Source organism: Bacillus thuringiensis (assembly GCF_001182785.1).
Lineage (GTDB): Bacteria > Bacillota > Bacilli > Bacillales > Bacillaceae_G > Bacillus_A > Bacillus_A thuringiensis_S.
Window position 1 is genome coordinate 4,740,343 of the sequence record NZ_CP012099.1, and the last position, 26,083, is coordinate 4,766,425.

Sequence of the window (26,083 nt, forward strand, 5' to 3'; positions counted from 1 at the left end):
AAATATGATCGTAATTAGCGCTTGTTTAGGTGGTATCGCTTGTCGATATGACGGAAATGACAATCTCGTTTCAAAAATAGAGGAGCTACTACAACAAGAAGATACAGTCCTCATTTGTCCTGAAGTATTAGGAGGACTGCCAACACCTCGTCCTTCTGCTGAAATTATTGGCGGGAATGGCGACGACGTTTTGGACGGAAAAGCGAAAGTGATAACAAAAGATGGTGAAGATGTCACAGAAGCTTTCGTAAATGGTGCTTATAAAGCATTAGAACAAATTAAAAATTTACACCCAGAATATATTATTTTAAAGGAACGCAGCCCATCTTGTGGCAGTTCTACGATTTACACTGGAGAATTTAACGGCAATAAGCAAGTTGGTTACGGAGTAACTACTGCTTTATTTAAAAGACACGGATTTAAAGTCATTTCAGAAGAAGAATTTGAAAACAAAAAAAGGAATTGACCCTGTTCGTCAATTCCTTTTTACCTGTCTTATTTCACACTTAATTTTTCTTTCACTTTCGCTGGAAGCTCGTCTTTCTTCACTTCTTCCCAAGCTGATACACCTTTTTTATCTGAATGATATACACGTAGAAATGCTTCTTTACGAAGATTTTTTTGTGCATTAAATTCTAATTCTTTCTCTTTACCGTCTTTATCAAATCCAGTTAGTTTATATTGATAATCTTTATATGGTTCACCATTACTAGACTTACCATTATACTCTTTTCCATCTACTGTAATTTGAACGTAATACTCATCTTTACCCATACGGTTTAAATCACAACCAACTAACAAGCTTGCGAATACAACTAAAATACTAAACAGTGCAATGTACCTTTTCATTTCCTTCACCTCATATGTTTTTTCTTATATTCTTATCTTAAAGCCCAGAGCTTAAAGAAGAAATTCAAAAACATGACATGAACATTACACTTTTGTAAGATAATAATTATTTCTTCACTTTAGAAATTGTCATTCCATCACCAATTGGAACGAGTACAGATTCTAAATGCGGGTGGTTTGCTATCATTTCATTAAACTTCTTCATAACTTCTGTATAACGTTTTTGTTTCGCACGCTCATCAGCTACACTACCGCCAATAACGTCTTTCACCCCAATTTCGCCACTTATCACGTAATTTCCTTATACCGTTTATTACGCCTTCTATTATGCCCTCAATTATAATCTCTATTACAAGATATCTTACTAAACTAATAATAGGTTTAATTACGTATCTCCCTATGAATTCAAAAATATCCTCCATCATATTTTCCTCCTTCTTTCAAAAGAAAGCTGCTACTACTCCGCGTCCTTTTACGTCCAGTTACAACTGCTGCCCTACTGCGGTATATGCCAACAAGAATAATGCGACAACAACATCCACAATAACGCTATTGAATTTGGAAGAGACTTCGGTAAATACTATAGTTAACATGGCTAATAAAATTATTTTTCCATCTATATTCGGGTATGCTCCCAAAAACTTTATAAAATCAACGACAACTTTACTACAACTCTTCCCATAACTAGTTTATTATCGTGGTAAACCATCTTCCACTACATCCGTAACAGTTCCATTCGGTTCAAAGATTACACGTAATGATCCTTCTCCACCATAACCAGTATAATCATATACTGAATAAGATTTATATTTCTCAATCACATGTGGCTGTCCAATTGCAGCTTTTACCTGATTCGCGGGCATACCTTTTTTTATTTTCAAATAGTGATTGTAACTTACTGCTGCCGAATTGTTATTTACATCTTTATACCACGGTACACGATCGTTTTTTTCTTCATATTCCTTTACAGGCTCTTCAATACGTTTCGTAGATACCCGATTCTCTTTCTCTTTATCTTTATCTGTATCCTTTATAGCAGTACGTTCAATATTCACAACGTAACCATATGTATTTAATTCAACTATAATTTCATATGTACCATCCGTATCTTTTTCAGTATAAAATACGCGTTTTTCATTGTTATTATAATGTTTTACGTTCTCACCACCGTAGTCAATCGTATTAAGAATATCCGTATACGTCATACCTTCCTCAATCTTTTGAGATTCATCATGAGAAATATAACGCTTCTGTGATGATGGAGCGTCCTCGTCTTTAATACTTTCACGTTTGCTCGTAGTCATAGGTGTTTTCTTCTGATCTTTTAGTACGTCACCTTCCGCCTTCGCTGGTTGCTTTGCTCCTACTTTTGTTAATACGTCTGTATCGCTAGAACAAGCTCCCAAAATCGATACTGTAGTCAACGCCATCCCTACTATAAGTACTCTCTTAAATGACTTCACTCTAATCCCCCCGGTATTTTTTAATATCTAGTAATCAACGTATTTTAATTAATACGGAACTATTCAGTTCTATACAATTTGCTATAGCCTTCTCCCTCATGCACCTTTTTTATATAAAATGAAACTTTAATCAGTAGGGCTCTTACTGCCCGTTAATGCGGGATAAATCTACCTAGCAGTAATAACCGATGCAACTACAGCTAGTCCGAACATAATCCCCAATCATCTTCGTTACAAATATTAACATTAAATATAACTAATAAATAGTATAATTCTGCTATTCATTTACATTTCTGTTGCATAATCTTGTCTTAAACGAACAATATGAAAGTCGAATTTACAACATTTATCATATATTCTATATATAATAACATTCAAATAAAATTCTAAAGTAACTTTGCACTCTTCTGGCTTACCAGCATTCGTCGCTGTACGGAAAGATGATCCAAATCTGCATGATGCGATTGCGTTTAGATAATCAATCGTGAATTATGCGTTCAATTTAAAGCAGGTTAAAAAATAATAACTCCTTATTCAATTAACATATGCATTAGTTTAACAACCTAATGCTGCTGTACCAACTGATAGTTTAGTTTTTAATATGTGAAAAGGGATTTCTAAATGATGAATTGAATATATATTTATTGTTTACTCGTTTTTAAGAGGTTCCTTTATGGGAGATAAGCTTTACTATATTCCTGTACTTCGCACAGTTCTATAATAACTAATAGTGATGCTATGACAAGATTTTCTATTAGTGAGATAAAGTATTTTTCAATTCATTTATTATAAATTGCAACTCTCGTCCTCAAGAATTATTTCTTTTGGGTGAAAGTTTTTTTATTATATAAGTTTCATTCTGTCCTAATTTAAAGGTTTCGAGAGGAGAAATGATATGAACCCTATTTTATTAGATGTTCCGTTACAAATAGAAACAGATAGACTCATTCTTCGAGCACCACTTCAAGCAGGTGAAGGGAATGTAGTACACGAAGCTATTAAAGATTCAATTAGTGAATTAAAGCAGTGGTTGTCTTTATTCCAGTCCATTCCTACTGTTGAAGAAACGGAAATTCTCCTGAGAAATGCGCATATAGATTTTTTGAAAAGAGAAAGCTTTCGCTATCTTATCTACCATAAGGAGACGAAGGATTTTATTGGAACCGCTAGCCTTCACGGAATTGATTGGAAGGTTTCTAAATGTGAAATTGGATACTGGATTAGCACGCAATTTAGTGGCAATGGATATATGACAGAAGTAGTAAATGCGTTAATAAACCTTGGATTTCAGTTATTCAAATTTAGAAGGATTGAAATACGATGTGAACGTAATAACACGAAAAGTCGTGCGATTCCTGAAAAACTAGACTTTGAACTTGAAGGGATATTACGTAATGAAGATTTTTCAGCTGACGGCAAACAACTAACTGATACTTGCATCTATGCAAAGATAAAGTGAAACTTTAATTAGCCCGTACTAATCGCACTTTTACGACAAAAAAAAGACCTTTTTAACGATTTCATCCATCGTTAAAAAGGCCTTTTTCTATTTCGGCTAAAACCTTAGCACTCTTCTGGCTTACCAGCATTCGTAGCTGTACGGAAAGATGATCCGCATCCGCATGATGCGATTGCGTTTGGATTGTCGATTGTGAATCCGCCACCAAGCATAGATTGTTTATAATCAATTTTTACTCCTTTAACAATTGGAGCACTTTCTGTATCGATAACAAATTCAACACCGAAAAACTCAAGAACTATGTCGTCTTCTTTTGGTTCTACTTCAAATCCTAAGCCGTAAGAAAGGCCAGTACATCCGCCGCCATGTACAGCAAGGCGCACGTACTTCTCTCCATCTTCAGCATCTTTTAACATATCTTTAATTTGAAAAGCTGCTTGTTCTGTTACTTCAATCATGAAATACACCATCCTTTCTGTTCTCATTCTATTATACATCTTTACGCTTCTATCTTGTACTCATACACTCCGCGGCAAATTACTTCCGCAGGTCCTTTCATTAACACGTTTCCTTCTTCTGTCCAAGCAATCATTAAATCGCCGCCAGCTAAATGAACGGTAATTTCTTTACCACGTTCCATCTTCCCATTCAAAATAGCAGCTACAACTGCAGCGCATGCCCCTGTTCCGCAAGCTTGCGTTACACCAGAACCACGTTCCCAAACACGGAAATTCATTTCTTCATCGTTTAAAATCTCGATAAATTCAACATTCACTCGCTCTGGGAACATTTCATGTGTCTCAAGAACTGGACCAAGTGTTGTAAGAGGTGCTTTCTCTACATCCTCAACAAAAATAACCGCGTGCGGGTTCCCCATTGAAACAGCCGTAAATGCATAACGATGATTATTGTATAAGAAGTTTTCACGAATAAATGGTGTTTCACCTTCACCGAGCATCGGTATTTCTGCACGTGTTAGACGCGGTGCTCCCATATCGATTTTCGCTAATTTCACGACACCATCTTCTACTGTTACTTCAGCCGTTACAATACCAGCTAACGTTTCAATTGTGAAAACTGTTTCTTCTACTAGTTTATGCTCATACGCATATTTCGCTACGCAGCGCAAACCATTACCACAGCTCTTTCCTTCTGATCCGTCATTATTAAACATACGCATTTTCACCGGAGCTACATCAGACGGACAAATTAAAATCATTCCGTCTGCTCCAATACCAGTATTAATATTTGAAACCTTTTCCGCCACAAGAGCTAAATCTTCTTCAGGAATTTGCTCTTCAAACATATTTACATATATATAACTATTGCCAAGACCATGCATTTTTGTAAAAGAAAATTGGCTCATTTGTATTCACTCCAAAAATAATTTGTTATTTTAAGTATAGAATGCATGCTTTTAGAACACAATATGAATGTCCCCCGTTTCTCATATTTGACAACGTTTGGCGATGAGCCACTCTTACACACATTGTGTAAGAAAAAAGCCCTTCTAAAAGGGCCTTTTTTTATTTATCTCCAGTATTAACCTACCCTCCAAAATAACGTTTTATCTAAATTAAAATGAAAAAGGCGTTGCTCATTCGCAACACCTTAAAACATTGGATTTTCATCCAAATAATCATATACATTATTTACAAGCTCTTCTACTGTCGCACCTTGTACAACTTCACCATTCACAAGTGCAAATGGTCCTTCAAAACAAATACCACAATATCCTAAACAACCATATTCCATTACATCTAAATTCGGATCTTTTTCTAATTTCTCTAACGCTGCTTGTGAACCACTTGCAAGGTTACCTACACAAAATTCAATTAATGGTTTAATCAAAATTCTCCCCCCTGTACTACAAAACAAATTACCTTCTGACTTCATCTATAAGAAGAAAACTAAGCTGTCTCTTGTTGTTTTCGTTATACATCCTAAACTATTTAGTTACTTCACTATTTCACTTCAAAGTAGATGATTTTATTTTATATAACATGCTACTTGCAATGAAATAGTAACTAAAAAGGCAAAACAGTTTACTTTACTTTTCTTCTTATTGTACAACAGAGTATTCATTCATGCATTGTTATTTGTTCACAAATTCGATATAATTTGATTGAGTAAAGTCAAAATATTTTATTAATATAAAATTTTATGATTAGGGGATATTTCAACAGAAAAGGGGTAATCCATCATGAAACACCTCGTAATACTAGGTGGCGGCTACGGTGGAATGAGAATTCTGCAACGGCTACTTCCAAGCAACCAACTTCCGGATGATGTACAAGTGACATTAATCGACAAAGTACCATATCATTGTTTCAAAACTGAATATTATGCATTAGTTGCGGGTACTATTTCAGAAACGCATATTCGTATACCGTTTCCTGAGCACCCACGCCTCAATATTCAATACGGCACAATAACAAATATTGATCTCGAAGAAAAAGCGGTTCATCTCGATGGCGGCGAAGCGATCCAATATGATGATTTAATTATCGGGCTTGGCTGTGAAGATAAATATCATAACGTTCCTGGGGCGAAGGAATATACACATAGCCTACAATCGATTGAACAAACACGTAAAACATATGAACAATTAAATAGTCTAGAACCAAACGCAACTGTAGCAGTTGTTGGCGCCGGCTTAAGCGGCGTTGAAGTAGCAAGTGAACTTCGCGAAAGTCGTTCTGATTTAAAAATCTATTTATTTGATCGAAAAGATAGAATTTTATTCCCGTATCCAGAGAAATTAAGTAGATACGTAGAAGAATGGTTCGTAAAACATAAAGTTAATATTATAAGAAACTCTAACATTACAAAAGTGGAACCAAATATTGTGTATAACCACGATGAACCACTTGAATGTGATGCAATCGTCTGGACAGCTGGTATTCAAGCAAATGAAGTTGTTCGAAACCTTCCAGTTGAACAAGATGGTAGCGGACGGGTTGTCTTAACTAAATATCATAATATTCCAAACAACGAGCACGTTTACGTTGTAGGAGATTGCGCAGCACTTCCACATGCACCATCTGCCCAACTTGCTGAAGGTCAAGGAGAACAAATTGTCCAAATATTATTAAAACGTTGGAATAATGAACCACTCCCTGATGAACTACCTGTTATTAAATTAAAGGGTGTTCTAGGATCTCTTGGTAAAAAGCATGGATTCGGTTTACTCGCAAATCAACCATTAATGGGACGTGTACCAAGATTATTAAAATCCGGTCTTCTTTGGATGTACAAATATCATAAGGGTTAATACTTTACAGGCTGTCTACTATGTAGGCAGCTTCTTTGCATCAGTTTTTAAAAATTATCAGACACATCTTTCTCAATATGTATAATGATTTATTTTTCATTTTAATATTAAAAACTATCGATGAATAGTGTATGCTATTTGTAAGTTGTTTTATTATTTCCTTTAAGACCGAATTCATTCGGTCTTATTTTTTATGTGATAAATACTTTTATAGGAGGCATTACATTCCACTTATGAACTTATCGAAACTAAACAATCGAATAGAAGCGAAAAAGAAAGAGTTAATCTATCTCGTTGAACGATACGGATTCACTCATGATAAAGTGATTTCTTTCAGCCAAGAATTAGATCGTTTACTTAACTTACTAATAAAACTTAAAACGAAGAAAAAACGTTGTTCGTTATAACCATTTCTCCCTCTTTTTTTGATACGATATAACTAGAATCAGAAAGGAGCGATTTATGTTTATATTAAAAGACGTTATATATAAAGATATACTACACATTCCTTATTTACAGATTCAAAAAGAAAAGATCACTTGCATTATCGGTGAAAGCGGAAGCGGAAAAAGCACGTTGCTTCGCATGTTAAACGATTTACAATCTCCAACATCCGGCACAATTGAATATAACGGAAAATTAATTTCTGATTATCCGCCTATTCAATTACGTCGTGAAGTAGTTATGCTTGGGCAAACTCCACCTATTTTTGATGGAACCATTAAAGACAACCTATTAATGGGACTTCGTCTTTCTGAAAAATCATTTCCAAATGATGATGCCCTACGGAGTGCGTTACAAACCGTTAGCTTAGACAAGCAATTAGAAGATAGCGCCTCCTCATTATCCGGCGGTGAAAAACAAAGACTTGCCTTTGCTCGTATTGTACTTATGGATCCGCCTGTTTATTTATTAGATGAACCCACTTCAGCACTAGACAGTGATACAGAACGCCGCGTTATGAAACAATTTACTGAACTAGCACGAAAAAAGAAAAAAACAGTTATTTTCATCACGCACTCGCAACAACTTCCAGAAGAAATTGCAGACGATATTATTGAAATTAGTAAAACAAACGGTGCAACTAGAAAGGAAGTGCTCTCAGTTGAAGGGCGTTATTGAACTCCAAATTTGGCAACTTGCCGCTGCCTATATTTTCATTCTTATTTTAATTGGACTCGTAAAATTAAAAGGAATACCTCGTGAGAAACAAATTACGATTGCAACATTCCGTATGACCATTCAGCTCGTACTTGTTGCATATGTCCTTACATACGTATTTGAAAACAGTAATCCATTTTATACAATTGCTCTTATTACTTCTATTACTACCTTTGCAATTTTTAATATTTATAAACGAGTTAACATCCCAATGTCTAAAGAATTAAAACGAGTAGCTGCCCTTTCCATGGTCGCTGGATCAATTGGACCACTTCTACTATTTATTTTTGTTATTATCGGTCATGACCCTTGGTATGCTCCGCAATATATCGTCCCTATTACAGGAATGTTAGTTGGGAATGCCATGACTGGCGTTTCTCTCGGTGCAAATACGTTCTTAAACAATATGAAATCAAAAAGAGGTCAAATTGAAGGTGCACTTATGCTCGGCGCAACACCGAAAGAAGCTGCTGCTCCGCTCATTCGAGACGCTTTTGATTCTGCTATTTTACCGACGATCAATTCTATGGTCGGAATGGGGATTATAAGCTTACCAGGCATGATGACTGGTCAAATATTATCCGGTGTATCACCATTCACAGCCATTCAATATCAAATCGCCATCATACTCGGTATTTCAGGAAGTACCGCTTTCGCTGTCATCATCTTCTTACAGCTCGGATATAAAACATTCTTTACTAAGCGATGTCAGTTGAAAGAAATTGACTATGGTGCACGGTGAATCGTGCGTAGTTCACGATGAATGAAATTATATTAACGATTTTTTCAATATATCTATCATAACTTGCAATATATCAACGATTTTTCAAATATATCTATCATAACTCAGAATATATCAACGATTTTGTACGAAATATCGATTTACCGACAAAAAGTGACATAATAAAAAGAGGAGGCTATTCGCCTCCTCTTTTTATTTGTACTACGCCTTCTTAACGAACTGTGATTTTAACTTCATAGCTCCGAAACCGTCGATTTTGCAATCGATATCGTGATCGCCATCAACTAGACGGATACTCTTTACTTTCGTACCGATCTTCACAACTGAAGAAGTTCCTTTTACTTTTAAATCTTTAATAACAGTAACAGCATCGCCATCTTGAAGAACGTTTCCGTTCGCATCTTTTACAACTTTTGCACCATCATTATTTTCAGCTTCTGCGTCTTGGCCCCACTCATGAGCACATTCTGGACATACGAAAAGAACGCCATCCTCATACGTATATTCTGAATTACATTTTGGACAATTTGGTAAAGTAGCCATAAATTCATTTCCTCCGTTCATTATTTATACGTAAAAATCAAAATTGATGTTTACATCTCGATAAATAAAATTTGTATAGCATTTCTTTATAGTGCCATAGTCTCACGTTATTGACAAGCCTACCTCAAATTCTCATTTTTTATTGTATTTTACAAATTTTCAATTCGTATGCCTTTTTTCTATTTGTTCTTCTACTAATTTTAAAAATCTTCGTTGTGCATTTTTATTTTTTACGAGCAATCGAACTCTTAACTTACTTTGTAAATATGAACGAACTTTGTAGTTCGTAATAAATAATTTTCGATACTTCTCGTCTTCATACATCATTCGAAACCATTCATACTGCTGCAAGTAAAGTATGTTAGCATCAATCTTTTTCGTGTGTAAACCCGTACTTAAACTAATAGATCCTATTAGAGCTTCTATTAATGCTGAAATCATTTCTCTCCCCCTAATAAATAAAAGAAGAACCTTCACAAGATTCTTCTTTTCAAAATGAACGAGTTCCCTCTAGAAACCCCAATTATTTTCTTCAATATAAATTTGATATTCTTCTACTTCTTCTTCACTTAACTTCTTATTATTTTCATATACCTCTTGCCACTCGAAATAATCTTCATCGAAATAAACAGCAAATTTAATTTTCACGTTTTTCTTCTCTGTATAATCATAGCCAGTAAACTCTACTACATCATAATCTTTTTCTTTCTTCACAAACTTCCAGGTTGGATTATCAGTCATAATCTCTAAAGTAACCCCTTCACCAGTTGAACGAACAACGTTTTTAATATTCGGCTCAGTTGGTAAAAGAGAAAGTCCGAGCATAGCTCCGCCAAACACAATCCCGACTATAACTTGTAAACCAATCATACCAGCTACACTAGCGCCACCCTTAGATTGTAAGAAATACGCCTTCTTATGATCAGGCGCATCTTCTCCCTTACGAAAAACACGAACAGCATGCTTATAATATAAACGGTTTCCTTGCCATCCAGTAAATATCATCATTCCTAATTGAAGAGCTAAACTAAATGTTACATAAATCCCCTCTGGAATATCTATAAAAGGGGTTATAACTATACTAGGTATAGCCAATAACGCAAATATAATAAATAACTTATACATTTTGCGATAAGCTAACCAAAAGGTTGGGAAGAAAAAGGCTACCCAATTCCATGTATTCCCTTGCGCAGGGTTTTCTACTTTACCCCACTTAAAATCATAATAAGCTGTATTCTTTTGAACAACTTTATGTAATTCTTGTTGAGAAATTGTTTCTTGTAAAACAGTGTCCTTCACGTACATCATCCTTTTCTTATTTCTATATACATTTATTGTATATGGACAAAATGAAGGAATCTAACAAAAAGTACACATATTTCATAAAATTGAACGGAAATCGAATATATTCCGACAATTATCCGTTTCTTATTTCATTTTACTTTTAAATATATTAAAATAATCATGTATCATATATTTAATACACTAAGTTAATTATTTTATATATTCACTAAAAAGGATGCATCAAAATCATTTTTATACATCTTTTTTAGTGAATATATACTACTATTTTAAAACAAACATCTCGACTTAAGAGAGCTCACAAATTAACCTTCTATTATTTCAAACATATTTCCACTTACACAACTAATGAATAGTCCATTATTAACTTCCTCAATTGATACAATAAAATCTATTACAACAACATTTTTAGGAAGTTTAATTATATCTTTTACTTCGCCACATTCAGCATCAAGTATTATCAATTCTAAATTTGAAGTTGCAATGTAAATTTCTCCATCTTTATATAACAGAACCTCTGTAATATCATGTAGAATAGTATTGTTCCAAAGCACTTTACCTGTTTGAATATTAATACCACAAATTCTGCCTTCTCCTAAGGACAATACCATCATCTCTCCGATAAGAAATGGAGGCAATTCAATTTCAAAAGACATATTTACTTCATATAACTTTTGACCGCTCTTATGATCATAACATTGTATTTGTCTACTTACCCCTTCATATCCATACTCAGTTCTTGTTAATAGTATTGTCGCTTCCGTTGATCCAATGCAAGCGTACCATACCTCATCAAAAGCTTTTTCGAAAATTAAGTTACAACCTTCTTTTCCATATTCCCACTTTTGTAATACCTCTATTGCTACACATATAAAATGTTCATTAGTTAAAGTAACTGGTTCATTTGGATTACAATCTTCAATCATTTGTTTCCATAGTGTAGAAGCGTTTAATAATTGAATGGCAATTGCAACATTACTATATGCATCAACTTCGCCATCTTCATCAAAAGGATTCCCTGCTAATACATAGTAATCTGGGCCAAGATGGCACTGCAATTTTTCTCCTCCGACTCGAACATTCTTTTCCCATACTTTTACTCCACTTTCAAGCTCTAATAAAACATTGTAGCCTTCTTGTGTAATAACTAGTAAACGTGGTAACTCTTCTCCCGTAGTTTTTACATCTTGTATAATATGCCCTTCTATTTCTAAATCCCATAGAAGCTCTCCACAACTTGATGAAATAGCATACAATTTCGCAATACTTTCTCCAAATCTATTTGCATGCCAAATAATTACGACACCATTCACAGTAATGCAATTACAATCTTCTACTATTGGAATACGGCACTGCCAAATCTCTTCTTTCGTTTCACTATCGAGTTTACGAATTCTGTGGTTATTTTCCTCTACATAAAAGATACTCTTCTTATCATGAGATAGTACCGGAGTAAATATCGGTTCAACCTCTCTCCCTTTTAAATACTTCCATTTTAATTCATACTTGTCACTTGTAGAATGATAAGTTCGATACATAATTTCGTCATTTCCATTTACAAGTTTAGGAACAAATGGATCAATTTCTAACATTCTATGGTAAGCATCTTTGATTCGAAAAGAATCAACTCCACTCATGTAAATCTGCCCTATCTCCTTTTTAAGAAACGAAAAGAGTACTCGTAAAAATTGCTCGCTATCAACACTAGCTAACTTCTTGCCTCTCTGATTAATAATGAGAAACTCCCCATCTTTCTTCTTAAATTCCATCTTTTTTTCATATTCATTTAAGAAAATTGTAGCGTCATCATATTTAAAAACCTCGATACAAGCATCAAACAACTGACAAATCGGTCCTATTATGTCTGTTTTTTCTTCAAACACAATTCTCTCATCTATACTAAGTACTATTTCTCCAGCATTTTCTGTCGGCAGTTTATTTAGTTCGATTTGAAACTTTTTCATTATTTCCTCCCTTTTAATCACATTGAAATACTATTTTATTTCTCGCACATTCCCCTTCACTTTCTCAATAATATCTTCTATACGTTCCGCTATACATTCCAGCTCCCAGTCTCCCTCACCGTGCATAGCTGTATAAACCGGACAATCCTCATCATTACTATCTACAAAAATCGGGTCTCCAAGATATGAATCTATCCCTATTACAATCCATCCTTCTTTCCAATCTCCTTCTTCATTCCCGACTAAGCTTTGTCCTTCTTCATCAAAACTATAACCAAGTTGCCCTTCTTCTATTTCTTCACTATTAAACAATTCTATCGTCATAGGTTCAGATTCATACTCTAGCTCAATTTCATTATCCTCAGCACGATCTACATGTGCTAAAAGTTGTTTAATTTTATTATGGTTAATCATGTTATCTTCTCCATTCTATCTTTTTAAAATCTAATTTTATTCATAATGAGCTGCCGCAAGTAACATTTGAGCAATAAACTTCCATGGAATATTTTCTGGAAACTTCTCTCCTTGATTTATATAAACCGATTCACAAGAACCTAACCAACTATTTAATGCCTCTAAATAAGTCTCTACCTCTACATTTTCCCATTCATCTTTATTCACTTTAAAATCCTTTTGGAGGTATACAAGAAATTTTAATAAATCTTCTTTAGAATTTACGTGATCGAGGTATTCATACACATCCATACTCCGTCCCTCCCTCTATTGCGTGTTATCTAAACTAACTATAATATATGACATAAGATTCTTAAAACTATTATTTGAGGTGACCGAATATGAAGAGTACAATTTGGGCAGACGATGACTATTTAAAACTAGCACCCATTAACGATGAACTAATCAAAAAAGCAGAAGAAGTACTGAACGTAAAGCTTCCAGAATCATACATAAACCTTCTAAAAGAACAAAATGGGGGAACTCTTCGTCTTGATACTCACCCTACTTCAGAGCCGAATTCTTGGGCAGACGATCACGTTAATGTTTCTGGCTTATATGGCATTTCTTTTGATGAAAATGAATCTAGTATTTTAGAGAGCCGTTATTTAATTCAGGAATGGGAAATGCCTGAGAATCTCGTACTCTTGTCTGGTGATGGACATACATGGATTGCATTAGACTATCGAAATGTAGCTGAAAATCCCCCAGTTATATTTATCGATAATGAGTTTGAGGAAATTATTGAATTAGCACCTAACTTTGAAAGTTTCTTACAAAACTTAACTACGTATGAATATGACGAAGAATAAGTCTCGCTCTAAAAAGGATCGAGATTTCATTACAAATTTACACGCCACTTTAAAACCACTCGGCTTTAAGAAAAAAAGACATACATTTTTCATAGCTGAAAATGGATTTTATAAGCTCATTAACATACAAAAAAGCCAGTTTGGAGATGACTTTTATATAAATATAGGAGTCCACCCTATCGGTCTACCGCAGCTTATTACAAACCAATTACAATTAAAAGAAAACATTTCAATATTCGATTGCATTCTACAAACGAGAATAGAGCCTATACATATCAAACAGAACTAGTTATTGCATAATGTTTCACATGAAACTATCGAAATTCCGAATTACCTTTCTACTATTTTCGACTGGTTTCAAACGTGGGCATCTTATGAAAATTTAGTGGAAACAAATATACATTCCATTACTCCTGTACTAGCTGTCGTTCCAATATTACGAGAAAAAGCGTTTCTACTTCTTACTTGTTTTTCTTTCTACAAATTAAAACAGTACGAACAAGCTACTCGCTACTTACAGCAATATTTACATTGCGCCGTGCATCTGAATACCGAGGAAAAAGAGCCCCTATTCTTTCATGAAGTTGATATGTATATGAAAAAGCTAGTAGAAAGTGCAATGTGATTTCACATTGTGCTTTCTACTAGTGCTTTATCACAATTTTATATCCTATCCTACAACTCCCAAGTAATATTCATTTCTTCAAATGAGTCCTTACTAACTTCCAATCCTTCGCTATCTTCCGTTCCAATCATTGCTATTTCTTCTTTAGACAACTTAATTTCCTCATTTGGACTTTGGATTTTTTTCTTATACACGAGTTGTAAAAGCTCTATTTGTTCCTCTGTCAGTTCATACTCTTCTTCCAGTCTTTCTATTGCTGATTCTGTATCAAGTAATGGAATTTCTAATAAGAATCCGCCGTGCTCTTCCATCTCTTCAAATGAATCAATTGAATACGCACCGCTATCCTCAATCCAAAATGCAGTTGTAATCAAAGGAACTGTTTCGCCTTCTACTTCTTCTAATACGTATTGAAGTGCTTCTTCTTTCGCAATATCTATTACTTCCGAAGGTGCCCCTTCAAAATAATTTTTCGCATCAATCCACTCATCAATTCTCTCGCTATTCACATCTTGAAGACATACAATCGTGTAATTCGGATGAAACGTAATTGTCCCTTGTCCGCCTTGGCTATCTTGCATACTATAGTTAAATCCATCCCATGAACTTTCATGTGAGAAATCTGGACAATGCGCTACATTAATTGCATGGGCAATCGCATTTAAAACGCAGCCTTTCCATAGTTGTTCTTTATCTATATGTAATTTATATTTACTCATCATCTTCCCCGCCTACATATTTTTTTATATTATCTGTCGAATTCTCATTCCTTGTAAAGTACTTTTACGGTATGTAACAACATGAAATAACAGTAAACGATTTTTTTAAGGTGAAATTTCAAATAAAATTCCGATGCTTTATTACTTCTATAAATTGTATTGATTATAATCTCATTCAAATAAAAAAAAGCGGTCATATCCCTATGACCGCTTTTTTTTATTCTATTGTAATGCTCCAATCTCCGTCAGCTTTAACACCAAAGCTATACATTCCTGTGTCTTGGAATACTTGAGAAGCTGATCCCTCATAACTTCCAATTTTGTTAACAAGCAAGTTTTTATCATTCACTTTAATAATAAAGTTTCTTGAGCCCGTATGTTTAAGTTTAATTATGTGGTTACCACTTGGTACTTCGATAAATACCACATCGTCCCCATGACCGCTAACTGTGCCTGGTGCTTTTTCTGTATTTGGAGAAGCCTTTTGGGTTACCGAGCTACTCCAACCTCCACTTGATTTCACTTCTAAATAGTACTCTCCAGATGAAGGAACCGTTGTTTGGACTGTTCCTTTATAGCTCCCAATAGTATTTACTAATAATTGAGTAGCTGTACCCGAAGAATCTTTTAGATGAACGATGAAGTTTCTTGAACCTTGATTGGTAAACTCAAAGAATGCTAAACCTGAATTCAAATTAATTTTACTTGTAACAGAATCTCCAGATCCTTCTAGTTTTTGTTTACTATTATTGTATGATTCTTCAAGTTTTTTCTTTAACTCTTCCTGCTCTTTTTCTTTAATAATCCTTTGCTCTTCTTTAATTCTAACTTCTTCCTCTTTAATAAAGTTTGCAATAGAATCCTCATTATCAAAAACTTCAATCTTTGTAACAGCAGTCTTATTTAAAACAACAGCCGCTATTTTACCTTCAGAGGAATTGAAAGTGTATACAGAATATCCTTCGTAATCTTCAAAGGAGCGATTATTAAGACTTGCTTCTTCTTTTTTATTAGAAAAATCTTCTTTAGTCATTCCGACTGTAAACATCGATTTTATTTCTTCGATACCATATTTCTTGTATGTAACCTTTTCTTTCTTTTCTTCTTTCTTTTCTTCTTGTTTTGCATTTGCAACTTTTTCAGCAGGCTTATTGTAAGTTGCATTTAATAAAAAAGAACTATCAAAAATAGAGTATCCTACAAATCCTATGACCATAAGAATAGCAAATTTCTTTTTACCATCTTTCTTTTTAACCAATAGTTGAATGATTTTAGCTAAACCATATAAGCCCATAAAGAAAAATATTACCGCTATTCCACCTAAAAATGAGACATTAAATCCTAATATTACCATTGCTAATACAAATGAAATAATAGCTCTTTTTATCCATATTTTTGCTGGTTTTTTTCTAATTTTACTTACTAATGAAATTACTAATAAAACAAGTGATGCAAAAAATAACAAACTCCCTACAACTTCTAAAAATCCCATAACATGTCTCCTTCTGTCTTGTTCAATACTAAATGTATTATATAGATATATTAATAGTAACTCATTATTCGCAAGGAAGTAAGGTGTTTAGGGGATGATTTAATTTTTAGATTTGTTAAATAAAAACAGGGGGTTACAATTTGTTATTTCATAACTTTAATCCCACATTTCGTTAATCTATTGTTAATTTTTCAAAAAATAGGACTTATTATAAGTCCTACCTCAACTATATAGGACATTTTTGCAAATGAAATTATGCAAAATAAAAAACTACTACTATTTCTCTCTACACGTCTCAATTAAATGCAGTAAGTACCTCTTCGTCATATCTGCCCTTCTCCACCTTGAGAGCATTCGCTTTTCTTTTGGGTTCTGCCGTATTCTCGCTACTTCTTTTAATAAAAGCCCCCATTCTTCCGCTGAACGTTCTGACAAGTATTGCAATCCTCTATCTTTTGAAACGATTGTTTTATGATCTAGTGTATATAAAATACGTCCCATCGTAACGACAGCTGATTCTACCCACTCTTCTATAAAAAATAAATATGGCTTCTTCGCTTTTTCACTCCAGTACTGTTCTACGTTGTATTTCATCGTATTTACTACATCATTCCATTGTATTTGCAGCGGAAGATCTTCTGCTTCTTTTCCGGTAACTGTAATGCCTTGATTTTTCAACATCCACCATGTGACCGCATTAATATCCCAATAACCAATGTCCGCTTTTCCTTCTGCACAATAAACGTACTCGTTCATTTCATCATTGTATTTCCCTAAGTCAGCAAGCGGAATATACATACCGTCCATTCTTTTACCTAGCGTATTATCACTAAGTTTCTTATGTAGTTCCACAAGCTGCTGTTTTTCAGCTCTATTCACGGAATCATTTATCACTGTAACAAAATCAACATCGCTCGTTTCCTTATGAAATGCACCTAGTGCGATGGATCCGTAAATATATACCCCAACTATTTTTTCATCCAAAAAAATTTCTTTTAATTCTACTGTGTACCGCTCCATTAACTGTTGTACTTCCATTGGTAACGCATGCTTCACTCCATTTTTCACATCTATCCCTCCAATAAAAAAAGCCTTTGCAAATTCGCAAAGACTTCTTGTTTTATAAATATTTCTCGATTTCTTCGTAAACATCCTTCAAACGAGGATTTCCTTCTCCAACAATTTCTCCATTTACAAGAACGACCGGATAAAATAAATCTTCTTCCACTACGCGCTCTGCGAATGCTTTCTTATCTTCATCTTCTTGTTCTTCTTGAAAATCAATATACTCGAAATTAAATTTATTTTCTTGTCCTTCATATTTACGACCAATCGCCGCTTGTAGCCACTCAAACGTTTCTGTTGAAGATGGCATTCCAACGCAGCTCGCACAAATTACTTTCGTCCCATACACTTGAACATTAACCATTTCTTCTCCCCCACCTCTTGTTTCAACAGCATATTCAGATGTCTTATTACATAAGCACATCATTTTACAAACTTATTCCATACCCCTATACTGAAAAAACACGATAAAATATTTCGACAATAAAACAAGAAGAGAAAAAATAGATTTTCCCCTCTATCTTGATTATAATAAAACTGATGAAAGGAGTCGATAAAAATGGAAAACCCACATATGCAAGAACAAGTACTAGAAGTATTAGATAAATTACGTCCATTCTTACTTCGCGATGGCGGAGACGTTGAATTAGTAGACATTGAAGAAGGTATCGTAAAACTACGCCTTATGGGTGCATGCGGAAGCTGCCCAAGTTCTACAATCACACTAAAAGCTGGTATCGAGCGCGCGTTACTTGAAGAAGTACCAGGCGTTATCGAAGTAGAACAAGTATTTTAATCTAAAAGCAGAAGCGGCTCGTTCAGAGCCGCTTCCTAAAAAGAGACCAATTTCGGTCTCTTTTTTTATTCACATAACTATTCCGCTTTAACATCATAAAACAAAATTGGAAATCCCTCTCAAAAAATGCGATAATTAATACTATATAGTGAATCGTTCACACATATACAGTAAAAAAACATAGGGGGACGACAGATGCCAAAAATGGGGAACACTTTTGTAACAATTCAAGAACTAGAAAAGAAAAAAGAGTATTTATTAGGCCTTTCATCCGTTATACCAACATGGAATACAAGCTATCAATTTTTATTTAAAGAAATCCAGCAAGAATTATTAGGTAAAGTAAATGAAAAACTCGAAAAGCATCAATTTGTTTTAAATATATGTACAGACCAACAGGTAGGGGCATAATGTATTACATAAAATTGTGGTATATAAAAAAGAGACCTCACTCGGTCTCTTTTTTATATTTTTAAGATAACCAATCTAATTTTCTAATCCCAAGCTTATCTACTGGTAAACGAAGTGAGCCATAAAAGTGCTTCATAAATTGCTCTGAGCGGTTCACATCGTGTAAAATGGCTTCTAAGCGATCTCTATATATGCTTTTTTGTTCTTCGTTTCCAGTTTGGTAATATCGTTCGACCGTTTCAAAATAGTGAAGCGGGAACAGGAGCCTTGCAAATAATAAGCGCCAACCAAATGAGGATAGCGAATAATTACGTTCATAATCTGTAACAAATTGAACAATTGTTTGCTCCCAGTCTTTCTTTTTTTCTATCATCATATGGCGGATCCATTCTGCAATATCTCGACTCGGGTGATCATACACCCAATCAAAAGGAAGTTTGAGCCGCTTCGTTTGATGCCATAATAAAGGTGTGAATCGTTCTTGGCAAATTGTTGCTGCATCCGTTAGTTGCGGCGTATCATCCATTTCTGTATCGACAACATATTGAATTGCATTTTCTGCAACTCCTAAGTAATACGGGAAGGATTCAATAAACAATTGATCGAATACATCTGAAGGGTGGTTCATCACTTGTGATTGCCAAAACTTTTCTAATTGATCGAGCCTTTTTTCCCATAACGCTTTCCATTCACCAATACGGCTTAATTGCTCAATTTCTTCTGGAAAGAATGCACCTCGTTTATGGAAGATAGAAAGCTCACTTCCTAATGACATAGCATGTCGTTCTAACGTGCGCATACCTTTTAATAAGCAGTAATTTTGTTCTTCTATCTCACTTACATAGTAGCCGTGTATAGTCGGAACGAAAGTCGCTACAGTTATATCCCCTTGCTGGTTCATATAATCACTGAGCTTTTTCATCTCTACAAGTACTTCTTCCTCCATTTCTCCAATTGGAACAAGTACATAAATTTTGTTGCGAATCCAAAAGCTTTTATAGGGGCCAAGGGGGATTAATTCTTTAACATGCATGTGATAATGCTCATAAATATGATGAATCATCGCAGTCGCCACCTATGGTTTTTCTATATATATATGAGCTTGTGCTCGCCTTTCATTCCTATGCACATGATAAAGCAACGAAACGTATACAAATACTAAAAAGAAAAAAAGGTGATAAACATGAAAGAATCAAATCAACTACAAGAAAGAGCATTACAACTATTACAAGAACGCGGTGTAACAATTGACGATATTGCTGAACTTGTTCATTTTCTTCAAAAAAAATATCATCCAAATTTAGAGATGTCAGAATGCCGTTACAATGTAGAACGTGTACTATCAAAACGTGAAGTACAAAACGCACTGATTACTGGTATCGAACTTGATGTCCTTGCTGAAAAGGGAATGCTAAGTGCGCCGTTACAAGATATCGTAAAACGTGATGAAGGCTTATACGGAATTGATGAAGTTATCGCACTTTCTATCGTGAATGTATACGGATCTATCGGTTTCACGAACTTTGGATATATCGATAAATTAAAACCTGGTATTTTAGAATACTTAAATGATAAATCAACTGGAAAGGTGCACACGTTCCTTGATGATATCGTTGGCGGAATCGCTGCCGCTGCATCAAGCCGTTTAGCGCACCGATCTGAGCACTCAGAGTAATAATGTTTTCTAGGCCGTCAGTTTCATGCTGACGGCCTTTCGTATTCCATAAGCATAAATTCTCTTCCACGACTCAAAAAAATAGGCCCTTGCTTAAATCCGATATTTTTATATAGCGTAATCGCTCTTGTATTAAATGTTGCTACACTTAATCGAAACATTTTCGAATTAAATTCCTTAGCAGCAAACGCTATTCCAGCTTGGAAAAATTCTTTTCCCATTCCTTTCCCAGTTAACGCCGGCTTCATACCAAGTCCGATATCAATCACATCTTCTCCACCATATAAATTAGCATCTCTTCCACCTGGTACTTGTGCATTTTCTCCAAAACAAAAATAGCCGATGAACTCTCCTTGATCGTCACAACAGCCATAATAAGTTCCATCTAATAATTCTTTTATTACTTCTTTCTCGCCTGAAAAACTATATAAATTATATGGTTCCTCGTACGCCCACATATTTATCTCATTTGCTTCTTCCTCTGTTAACTTATGTATATCCACTTTCTCTTTCCCCCTATTATATTTCTATTAACAATATTCGATATTCATCTTATAATTCATCTTTCTCAATATGTTTTTTTAATTTATCACTTCATTTTAATGGAAGATTTTTCTTATTATGTTACGATTAAACAGAATCATTACGAATAAGGTGGTGACAATGTGAATTACTTTTCTTACCTCTCCTTAGAAGAACGGCAAAATTTTTTCTATAAAGAACCTCTTAGTTTTTCAAAAAATATAGGGAAAGAACAACTAGCTTACGCACTAGGCGCTACACTATATACTCCTGGCACGAAAGAAACGATTGCGGAAGATATAATTAGAAAGAAACATGTGGATGCTACCTCAATTATTCTTTGTCTAGAAGACGCTATCAGCGATGAGGAAGTAAAACTTGCAGAGCAAAACATCGTCGTTCAAATACAGCAAATCGCCAACTTAGTCAGTGCCAACATACTAAATCAAGCAAACATCCCACTTCTTTTTATTAGAGTTCGACAGCCAAGTCAAATGAAGACAATTGTTACTGAATTAGGTAGTGCTGTTCATTGTTTATGTGGTTTTGTCTTTCCAAAATTCACACCGATTAATGGAAAAGCTTATATCGATCAGCTTGCATATATAAACGAGTTATACTCATTATCACTTTATGGAATGCCGATTTTAGAATCACCAGAAATTATGTATAAAGAAACACGGATAGAATCATTATTACAAATAAAGGATTTACTAGATTCCTATCGTGATCACATCTTAAATGTACGTATTGGTGCTACTGACTTTTCAAGTATATTTAGTATTCGGCGTAATAAATACACACCTATCTATCATATTACTGTTGTTCGTGATTGTATTTCGGACATTATTAACGTTTTCTCAAGGGCAACAAATGAATATATTATTTCAGGATGTGTATGGGAATATTTTTCTAATGATTATGAAGAAGGGCTCATCCAAGAGGTATCACTCGACCATGCAAATGGCTTAATCGGTAAGACAGTTATTCACCCATCTCATATTAAAGTTGTACAGGCAATGCATATTGTCACAATGGAAGATTATTTAGATGCGAGATCAATTTTACAAAATGCAGATACGTATAATGGAGTGCTAAAAAGTAGTTTTTCTAACAAAATGAATGAAGTAAAGCCACATTATGGCTGGGCTCGCAAGACCATTTTAAAATCTAATATTTACGGGGTGCTACATGAAAACAAACAATTTACCGATCTCCTTATTACAAACGCAAAGCAACACGTATAACGTTTTAAATAATATACAAGTTCATGTAGAAGTACGTGATAATCCATATAACTTAGCGCTAGACAATCTGTTTCAAATGGCTGCGAGAATAAATAAGAAACGTAGTTTTTTATTTGTGAGTACAATCCTTGGAAAGCATCTTCCTATTAAACCTGCAGTCTCTCTATCAAGTGGATTTGCTCTCGCTGCAAGATATATGGAAATGCTACATAATACTTCTCATCCATTTCAAAAAGAAATTTTAAATCTCATTTCATTAGAAATTGATGAAATCCCAGAGGAAGTATCTCGTTATCAATATCCTCTGCAAGAAGAAGTTTTGTTCATCGGATTCGCTGAAACAGCGACAGCACTTGGTCATTCTATGTTTCAATGCTTTCAAAATGCAAAGTATGTGCATACAACTAGGGAATCGATACCCAACCTAGAATCTGTCATTACATTTGAGGAAGAACATTCTCATGCAACATCGCACCGTTGTTATGTAGATGAAAGTTTTTTTCAAAACAACAATCCAATTGTTCTCGTAGATGATGAGATGACAACAGGAAAAACAGCATTAAATATTATTAGATCTATTCAAAATAAATTCCCAAGAGAAGAATATATAATTGCTTCTTTATTAGACTGGCGTTCTCATACTAATAGAAAACAATTTAAACAATTAGAAGAAGAACTTCAAATTAAGATTCATGTTATTTCTTTATTAGAAGGCAGTATTCATACAACTGGCCAACCATTAAATATTGCAAAAACAGATATTCAAATTAAAGAAACAAAACCTGATTTCAAAAAGCATACCCTTACCTGCCCAACATCACCCTATACATCAAATTATATAAAATATACTGGGCGATTCGGCATTTCAGCATATGAACAAAAGCACATTCATTCTTTCGCTCAAGAAGCAGGAAGAACTTTAAATAGAGAAAGAATTGGAAAACGAACACTTTGTCTCGGAACGGGTGAATTTATGTATATCCCAATGAAAATTGCTGCTGAAATGGGCGAAAATATTTTATATCAATCTACAACACGAAGCCCTATCCATCCTGTTTCAAATGATGTGAACTACGCCATTCATAATCATTTCTCATATCCAAGTCCTGAAGATTCTACTATTACAAATTACTTCTATAATATTTCACCTTATGATTACGATGAAGTATTTGTTTTTATTGAACGTGATTTAGGAGAAGAAGCCCTATCTCCACTTCTACAGCAGTTACAAACAGTTATTCCCTTTATTCATATCGTCTCATTTTCAAATAGCATAGAAAAGGAAGGTTGATAATTATGGTAAAAGTAAATTCTCATATTAGTAGTTACAATCCAAATGATGCTATTTTTCTATTAAAAGATATTAGTGATTTAATGAAAGAAAGCTCCACGGAAACTAGAGAACAAGCAATTCAAGCTGGCACACATTATTCCGAAATGTTACCAATGGAATATAAACCATCTAAAGCGTATATGGATTTATTCTTTTTTTCCCTGCAACAATACAAACACAAACTAGCCATCGCTGTTGGAGTTGTCGCCGAACAAATTATACAGACTAAAGGAACTAACCTTGTCCTCGTTTCATTAGCTCGTGCTGGTACACCTATTGGCATTCTTATAAAACGCTACATACGCTATCAATACAACCTTGATGTACCTCACTATTGTATTTCTATTGTTCGCGGACGCGGTATTGATGAAAATGCACTCCATTATATTTTGGAACATCACCCTAAAGAAACAATTCAATTCATTGATGGGTGGACTGGGAAAGGTGCAATAAAAAAAGAATTAGAATATGCAGTACACACATTTAACGAACGAAATAATACACACATTTCTCATTGTATGGCTGTGCTTGCTGATCCCGGTTACTGTACTTCAATTTACGGTACACGTGAAGATTTCCTTATTCCTAGCGCTTGCTTAAATGCAACCGTCTCTGGACTAATTAGCCGCACTGTACTAAATGACACCTATATCGGTCCAAATGATTTTCATGGTGTTAAATATTATAAAGAGCTAGAACAAGAAGATTTATCAAATTTCTTCATTGATGAGGTAACAGATTTATTCCCTTCTGTTCATTCTCATATAGATAATCAATTACGTTATATTGCTTCAACTTACACGGATCCCTCTTGGCAAGGATTAAAAGATATACAGTCTATCCAAAATCACTTTGAAATTGACGATATTAACTTAATTAAACCAGGAGTCGGTGAAACAACTCGCGTATTACTCCGGAGAATACCGTGGAAAATTTTAATACGTAAGCAAAACAATCCCGATTTAAAGCATATTTTACTTCTTGCTAAAGAAAAGAATGTCCCTATTGAAATCTATGAGAATATGGCTTATTCATGTTGCGGGCTCATTAAGCCTCTTAAGAGGGAAACGATATGATTTTCGCCAGTGATCTTGATCAGACGCTTATTTATTCCCGAAAATCGTTTCGTGCCCCTATAGAAGATGGATCAATTCAACTCATTGAAACTTTAGATGGGAAAGAAATTTCTTTCATATCACATAAAACCATTTCACTACTAAAAAAATTGCAACTGCACTCACATTTCATCCCAGTTACAACAAGAACTATTGAGCAGTTTCAGCGTATTTCTTTATTCCAAGACGAAATCATTCCCGAATACGCCATTACAAGTAACGGCGGTAATATCCTTCATAACGGTAAACAAGATGGTACTTGGAACAGGATAGTAAAAGAAAGACTATCGTTTGAATGTATAGAGAGAAACGACATACTAAAGGAATTTGGGCAAATAGCTCATAAAGATTGGGTTACATCACAAAAAACAGCTGATGATCTATTCCATTATTGCATCGTTAAACGAGAGAACATTCCTTATGATGAATTATCATCCTTCACTTCCTGGTTAGACAAACAAGGCTGGAATCATTCACTTCAAGGTAGAAAGCTATACTTTGTACCAAAACCAATTAACAAATGGGACGCCGTGCAATATATAAAAGAAATTTTGCAAATAGATACGATTATTACAGCTGGGGATTCTTTACTTGATTTATGCATGCTTGAAAAGGCGAACCATGCCTTCGCACCACTTCATGGTGAATTAGGGGCAATGCATGACAACTTACAATCCCATATTTTAAAAACAGACGCAATCGGCATATATGCCGCAGAAGAAATCGTAAATAAATCACTTCAAATTATTCACAGTTCATTACCTACCTCACGGTCATAATATGCACAATTGCATACGCACCGCAATTAAACAAATGGTACAATTTATTTGAATCGCTGTTGCTACACTTCTTGATTAAAGAAAAGGCGTTAACACGGAAATTAGCGTCTTATCAACCTCAAGCAATTGGCACATTTTGTCATCTTAAAAGACACTCGAAAGAGTGTCTTTTTTTCTATATTCCACAAGGACTTACTCATTTCAAAGTATAAATACATAAAATAATGTAAATCGTTACACGAATAAATCACTTTCTAAAAGTTATGAAGTAGATTCAAAATA

34 protein-coding genes and 1 pseudogene are annotated in these 26,083 nt (G+C 34.5%); 16 read left to right on the forward strand and 19 right to left on the reverse strand.

Features of this window, described 5'->3' with window-relative positions; genetic code table 11:
- Positions 1–4 precede the first annotated feature (4 nt).
- The gene (locus AC241_RS24530; RefSeq protein WP_050844877.1) at positions 5–466 is read left to right on the forward strand and encodes a 2-thiouracil desulfurase family protein; all 462 of its coding nucleotides are present in this window, start codon (positions 5–7) and stop codon (positions 464–466) included.
- A gap of 29 nt (positions 467–495) precedes the next feature.
- On the opposite strand, the gene AC241_RS24535 is transcribed toward AC241_RS24530, so the two are convergent.
- From AC241_RS24535 to AC241_RS33360, 4 genes and pseudogenes are all read right to left on the reverse strand, one after another.
- On the reverse strand, positions 496–849 hold the full coding sequence (locus AC241_RS24535) for a YxeA family protein (RefSeq protein ID WP_016079868.1): 354 nt from the start codon (positions 847–849) through the stop codon (positions 496–498).
- A 106-nt stretch (positions 850–955) separates the two neighbouring features.
- Positions 956–1,141: an O-methyltransferase gene (locus AC241_RS24540; protein WP_050844650.1), complete on the reverse strand. Its 186-nt coding sequence runs from the start codon at positions 1,139–1,141 to the stop codon at positions 956–958.
- Positions 1,142–1,541: 400 nt separating this feature from the next.
- A complete protein-coding gene (locus AC241_RS24545) occupies positions 1,542–2,312 on the reverse strand; it encodes a hypothetical protein (protein WP_048563703.1) in 771 nt (256 codons plus the stop codon).
- A 399-nt stretch (positions 2,313–2,711) separates the two neighbouring features.
- A pseudogene (locus tag AC241_RS33360) lies at positions 2,712–2,801 on the reverse strand (iron-sulfur cluster assembly accessory protein); the annotation flags it as partial.
- A gap of 406 nt (positions 2,802–3,207) precedes the next feature.
- Here AC241_RS33360 and AC241_RS24550 point away from each other — a divergent pair.
- Positions 3,208–3,771, forward strand: coding sequence for a GNAT family N-acetyltransferase (locus AC241_RS24550; RefSeq protein ID WP_043935754.1), 564 nt, complete (start codon positions 3,208–3,210; stop codon positions 3,769–3,771).
- Positions 3,772–3,875: 104 nt separating this feature from the next.
- Here the strand turns inward: AC241_RS24550 and AC241_RS24555 are convergent, their stop codons facing one another.
- From AC241_RS24555 to AC241_RS24565, 3 genes are all read right to left on the reverse strand, one after another.
- Positions 3,876–4,229, reverse strand: coding sequence for a HesB/IscA family protein (locus AC241_RS24555; RefSeq protein ID WP_050844651.1), 354 nt, complete (start codon positions 4,227–4,229; stop codon positions 3,876–3,878).
- Between the two features lie 41 nt (positions 4,230–4,270).
- Positions 4,271–5,137 carry a diaminopimelate epimerase gene (dapF, locus tag AC241_RS24560; RefSeq protein WP_043935755.1) on the reverse strand — a complete coding sequence of 289 codons (867 nt, stop codon included), beginning with the start codon at positions 5,135–5,137 and terminating at the stop codon, positions 4,271–4,273.
- 245 nt (positions 5,138–5,382) lie between these two features.
- A complete protein-coding gene (locus AC241_RS24565; RefSeq protein WP_000595025.1) occupies positions 5,383–5,622 on the reverse strand; it encodes a YuzB family protein in 240 nt (79 codons plus the stop codon).
- Positions 5,623–5,974: 352 nt separating this feature from the next.
- Between AC241_RS24565 and AC241_RS24570 the strand changes: the two genes are divergently transcribed.
- The 4 genes from AC241_RS24570 (at position 5,975) to AC241_RS24585 (ending at position 8,948) form a co-directional block, all read left to right on the forward strand.
- Positions 5,975–7,045, forward strand: coding sequence for an NAD(P)/FAD-dependent oxidoreductase (locus tag AC241_RS24570; RefSeq protein ID WP_000682065.1), 1,071 nt, complete (start codon positions 5,975–5,977; stop codon positions 7,043–7,045).
- Between the two features lie 233 nt (positions 7,046–7,278).
- Positions 7,279–7,452, forward strand: a complete 174-nt coding sequence (locus AC241_RS24575; protein ID WP_001054089.1) for an aspartyl-phosphate phosphatase Spo0E family protein — start codon at positions 7,279–7,281, stop codon at positions 7,450–7,452.
- 55 nt (positions 7,453–7,507) lie between these two features.
- A complete protein-coding gene (locus tag AC241_RS24580) occupies positions 7,508–8,167 on the forward strand; it encodes an ABC transporter ATP-binding protein (protein WP_050844652.1) in 660 nt (219 codons plus the stop codon).
- A complete protein-coding gene (locus tag AC241_RS24585) occupies positions 8,151–8,948 on the forward strand; it encodes an ABC transporter permease (RefSeq protein WP_050844653.1) in 798 nt (265 codons plus the stop codon). The genes AC241_RS24580 and AC241_RS24585 overlap by 17 nt, the downstream gene beginning before the upstream one ends.
- Before the next feature lie 201 nt (positions 8,949–9,149).
- Here AC241_RS24585 and phnA read toward each other — a convergent pair whose 3' ends face one another.
- The 6 genes from phnA to AC241_RS24615 all read right to left on the reverse strand — a co-directional run bounded on the left by phnA (position 9,150) and on the right by AC241_RS24615 (position 13,462).
- Positions 9,150–9,491, reverse strand: coding sequence for an alkylphosphonate utilization operon protein PhnA (gene phnA / locus AC241_RS24590; RefSeq protein WP_000212735.1), 342 nt, complete (start codon positions 9,489–9,491; stop codon positions 9,150–9,152).
- A 159-nt stretch (positions 9,492–9,650) separates the two neighbouring features.
- The gene (locus AC241_RS24595) at positions 9,651–9,932 is read right to left on the reverse strand and encodes a hypothetical protein (protein WP_016079860.1); all 282 of its coding nucleotides are present in this window, start codon (positions 9,930–9,932) and stop codon (positions 9,651–9,653) included.
- Positions 9,933–10,001: 69 nt separating this feature from the next.
- Positions 10,002–10,799, reverse strand: coding sequence for a DUF2628 domain-containing protein (locus AC241_RS24600; RefSeq protein ID WP_140163890.1), 798 nt, complete (start codon positions 10,797–10,799; stop codon positions 10,002–10,004).
- 299 nt (positions 10,800–11,098) lie between these two features.
- Positions 11,099–12,757, reverse strand: coding sequence for an outer membrane protein assembly factor BamB family protein (locus tag AC241_RS24605; RefSeq protein WP_050844655.1), 1,659 nt, complete (start codon positions 12,755–12,757; stop codon positions 11,099–11,101).
- A gap of 30 nt (positions 12,758–12,787) precedes the next feature.
- Entirely contained in the window at positions 12,788–13,171 is a 384-nt protein-coding gene (locus tag AC241_RS24610; protein WP_029443515.1) for a hypothetical protein, read from the reverse strand.
- Between the two features lie 36 nt (positions 13,172–13,207).
- Positions 13,208–13,462 (reverse strand): DUF7660 family protein, encoded by a 255-nt coding sequence (locus AC241_RS24615; RefSeq protein ID WP_029443516.1) that lies wholly within the window; start codon positions 13,460–13,462, stop codon positions 13,208–13,210.
- An 89-nt stretch (positions 13,463–13,551) separates the two neighbouring features.
- Here AC241_RS24615 and AC241_RS24620 point away from each other — a divergent pair, with 89 nt between their 5' ends.
- From AC241_RS24620 to AC241_RS36045, 3 genes are read left to right on the forward strand one after another with little or no spacing between them, the layout of a single operon-like run.
- Complete coding sequence (locus tag AC241_RS24620; protein ID WP_050844656.1) at positions 13,552–14,022, forward strand: SMI1/KNR4 family protein; 471 nt, start codon at positions 13,552–13,554, stop codon at positions 14,020–14,022.
- On the forward strand, positions 14,009–14,311 hold the full coding sequence (locus AC241_RS36040) for a DUF4304 domain-containing protein (protein ID WP_224413681.1): 303 nt from the start codon (positions 14,009–14,011) through the stop codon (positions 14,309–14,311). The genes AC241_RS24620 and AC241_RS36040 overlap by 14 nt, the downstream gene beginning before the upstream one ends.
- 3 nt (positions 14,312–14,314) lie before the next feature.
- On the forward strand, positions 14,315–14,647 hold the full coding sequence (locus AC241_RS36045; RefSeq protein ID WP_050844658.1) for a hypothetical protein: 333 nt from the start codon (positions 14,315–14,317) through the stop codon (positions 14,645–14,647).
- 50 nt (positions 14,648–14,697) lie between these two features.
- On the opposite strand, the gene AC241_RS24635 is transcribed toward AC241_RS36045, so the two are convergent.
- From AC241_RS24635 to AC241_RS24650, 4 genes are all read right to left on the reverse strand, one after another.
- Positions 14,698–15,366: a hypothetical protein gene (locus tag AC241_RS24635; protein ID WP_050844659.1), complete on the reverse strand. Its 669-nt coding sequence runs from the start codon at positions 15,364–15,366 to the stop codon at positions 14,698–14,700.
- Between the two features lie 217 nt (positions 15,367–15,583).
- The gene (locus AC241_RS24640; RefSeq protein ID WP_050844660.1) at positions 15,584–16,858 is read right to left on the reverse strand and encodes a tripartite tricarboxylate transporter TctB family protein; all 1,275 of its coding nucleotides are present in this window, start codon (positions 16,856–16,858) and stop codon (positions 15,584–15,586) included.
- 276 nt (positions 16,859–17,134) lie between these two features.
- Entirely contained in the window at positions 17,135–17,926 is a 792-nt protein-coding gene (locus AC241_RS24645; RefSeq protein ID WP_050844879.1) for a nucleotidyltransferase domain-containing protein, read from the reverse strand.
- Positions 17,927–17,978: 52 nt separating this feature from the next.
- Entirely contained in the window at positions 17,979–18,287 is a 309-nt protein-coding gene (locus AC241_RS24650) for a YuzD family protein (RefSeq protein WP_000248590.1), read from the reverse strand.
- Positions 18,288–18,482: 195 nt separating this feature from the next.
- On the opposite strand from AC241_RS24650, the gene AC241_RS24655 reads away from it, so the two are divergent.
- Both AC241_RS24655 and AC241_RS24660 read left to right on the forward strand, forming a co-directional pair.
- Positions 18,483–18,719, forward strand: coding sequence for a NifU family protein (locus tag AC241_RS24655; RefSeq protein WP_000431159.1), 237 nt, complete (start codon positions 18,483–18,485; stop codon positions 18,717–18,719).
- A gap of 195 nt (positions 18,720–18,914) precedes the next feature.
- On the forward strand, positions 18,915–19,130 hold the full coding sequence (locus AC241_RS24660; RefSeq protein WP_050844661.1) for a hypothetical protein: 216 nt from the start codon (positions 18,915–18,917) through the stop codon (positions 19,128–19,130).
- 61 nt (positions 19,131–19,191) lie between these two features.
- Here AC241_RS24660 and yutH read toward each other — a convergent pair whose 3' ends face one another.
- Positions 19,192–20,193 carry a spore coat putative kinase YutH gene (gene yutH / locus AC241_RS24665; protein ID WP_016079853.1) on the reverse strand — a complete coding sequence of 334 codons (1,002 nt, stop codon included), beginning with the start codon at positions 20,191–20,193 and terminating at the stop codon, positions 19,192–19,194.
- A 120-nt stretch (positions 20,194–20,313) separates the two neighbouring features.
- Between yutH and AC241_RS24670 the strand changes: the two genes are divergently transcribed.
- Complete coding sequence (locus AC241_RS24670; RefSeq protein WP_016079852.1) at positions 20,314–20,805, forward strand: phosphatidylglycerophosphatase A family protein; 492 nt, start codon at positions 20,314–20,316, stop codon at positions 20,803–20,805.
- Between the two features lie 23 nt (positions 20,806–20,828).
- Here the strand turns inward: AC241_RS24670 and AC241_RS24675 are convergent, their stop codons facing one another.
- Positions 20,829–21,308, reverse strand: coding sequence for a GNAT family N-acetyltransferase (locus tag AC241_RS24675; protein ID WP_016079851.1), 480 nt, complete (start codon positions 21,306–21,308; stop codon positions 20,829–20,831).
- Between the two features lie 162 nt (positions 21,309–21,470).
- On the opposite strand from AC241_RS24675, the gene AC241_RS24680 reads away from it, so the two are divergent.
- From AC241_RS24680 to AC241_RS34385, 4 genes are read left to right on the forward strand one after another with little or no spacing between them, the layout of a single operon-like run.
- Positions 21,471–22,574 (forward strand): HpcH/HpaI aldolase/citrate lyase family protein, encoded by a 1,104-nt coding sequence (locus tag AC241_RS24680; RefSeq protein ID WP_043935762.1) that lies wholly within the window; start codon positions 21,471–21,473, stop codon positions 22,572–22,574.
- Complete coding sequence (locus AC241_RS24685; RefSeq protein ID WP_042969147.1) at positions 22,519–23,865, forward strand: phosphoribosyltransferase family protein; 1,347 nt, start codon at positions 22,519–22,521, stop codon at positions 23,863–23,865. Before AC241_RS24680 ends, AC241_RS24685 begins: the two co-directional genes overlap by 56 nt.
- Before the next feature lie 5 nt (positions 23,866–23,870).
- Positions 23,871–24,983, forward strand: a complete 1,113-nt coding sequence (locus AC241_RS24690) for a cysteine protease StiP family protein (RefSeq protein ID WP_043935763.1) — start codon at positions 23,871–23,873, stop codon at positions 24,981–24,983.
- Positions 24,980–25,801 carry an HAD family hydrolase gene (locus AC241_RS34385; RefSeq protein ID WP_050844662.1) on the forward strand — a complete coding sequence of 274 codons (822 nt, stop codon included), beginning with the start codon at positions 24,980–24,982 and terminating at the stop codon, positions 25,799–25,801. The genes AC241_RS24690 and AC241_RS34385 overlap by 4 nt, the downstream gene beginning before the upstream one ends.
- The last annotated feature ends 282 nt before the right edge of the window (positions 25,802–26,083 follow it).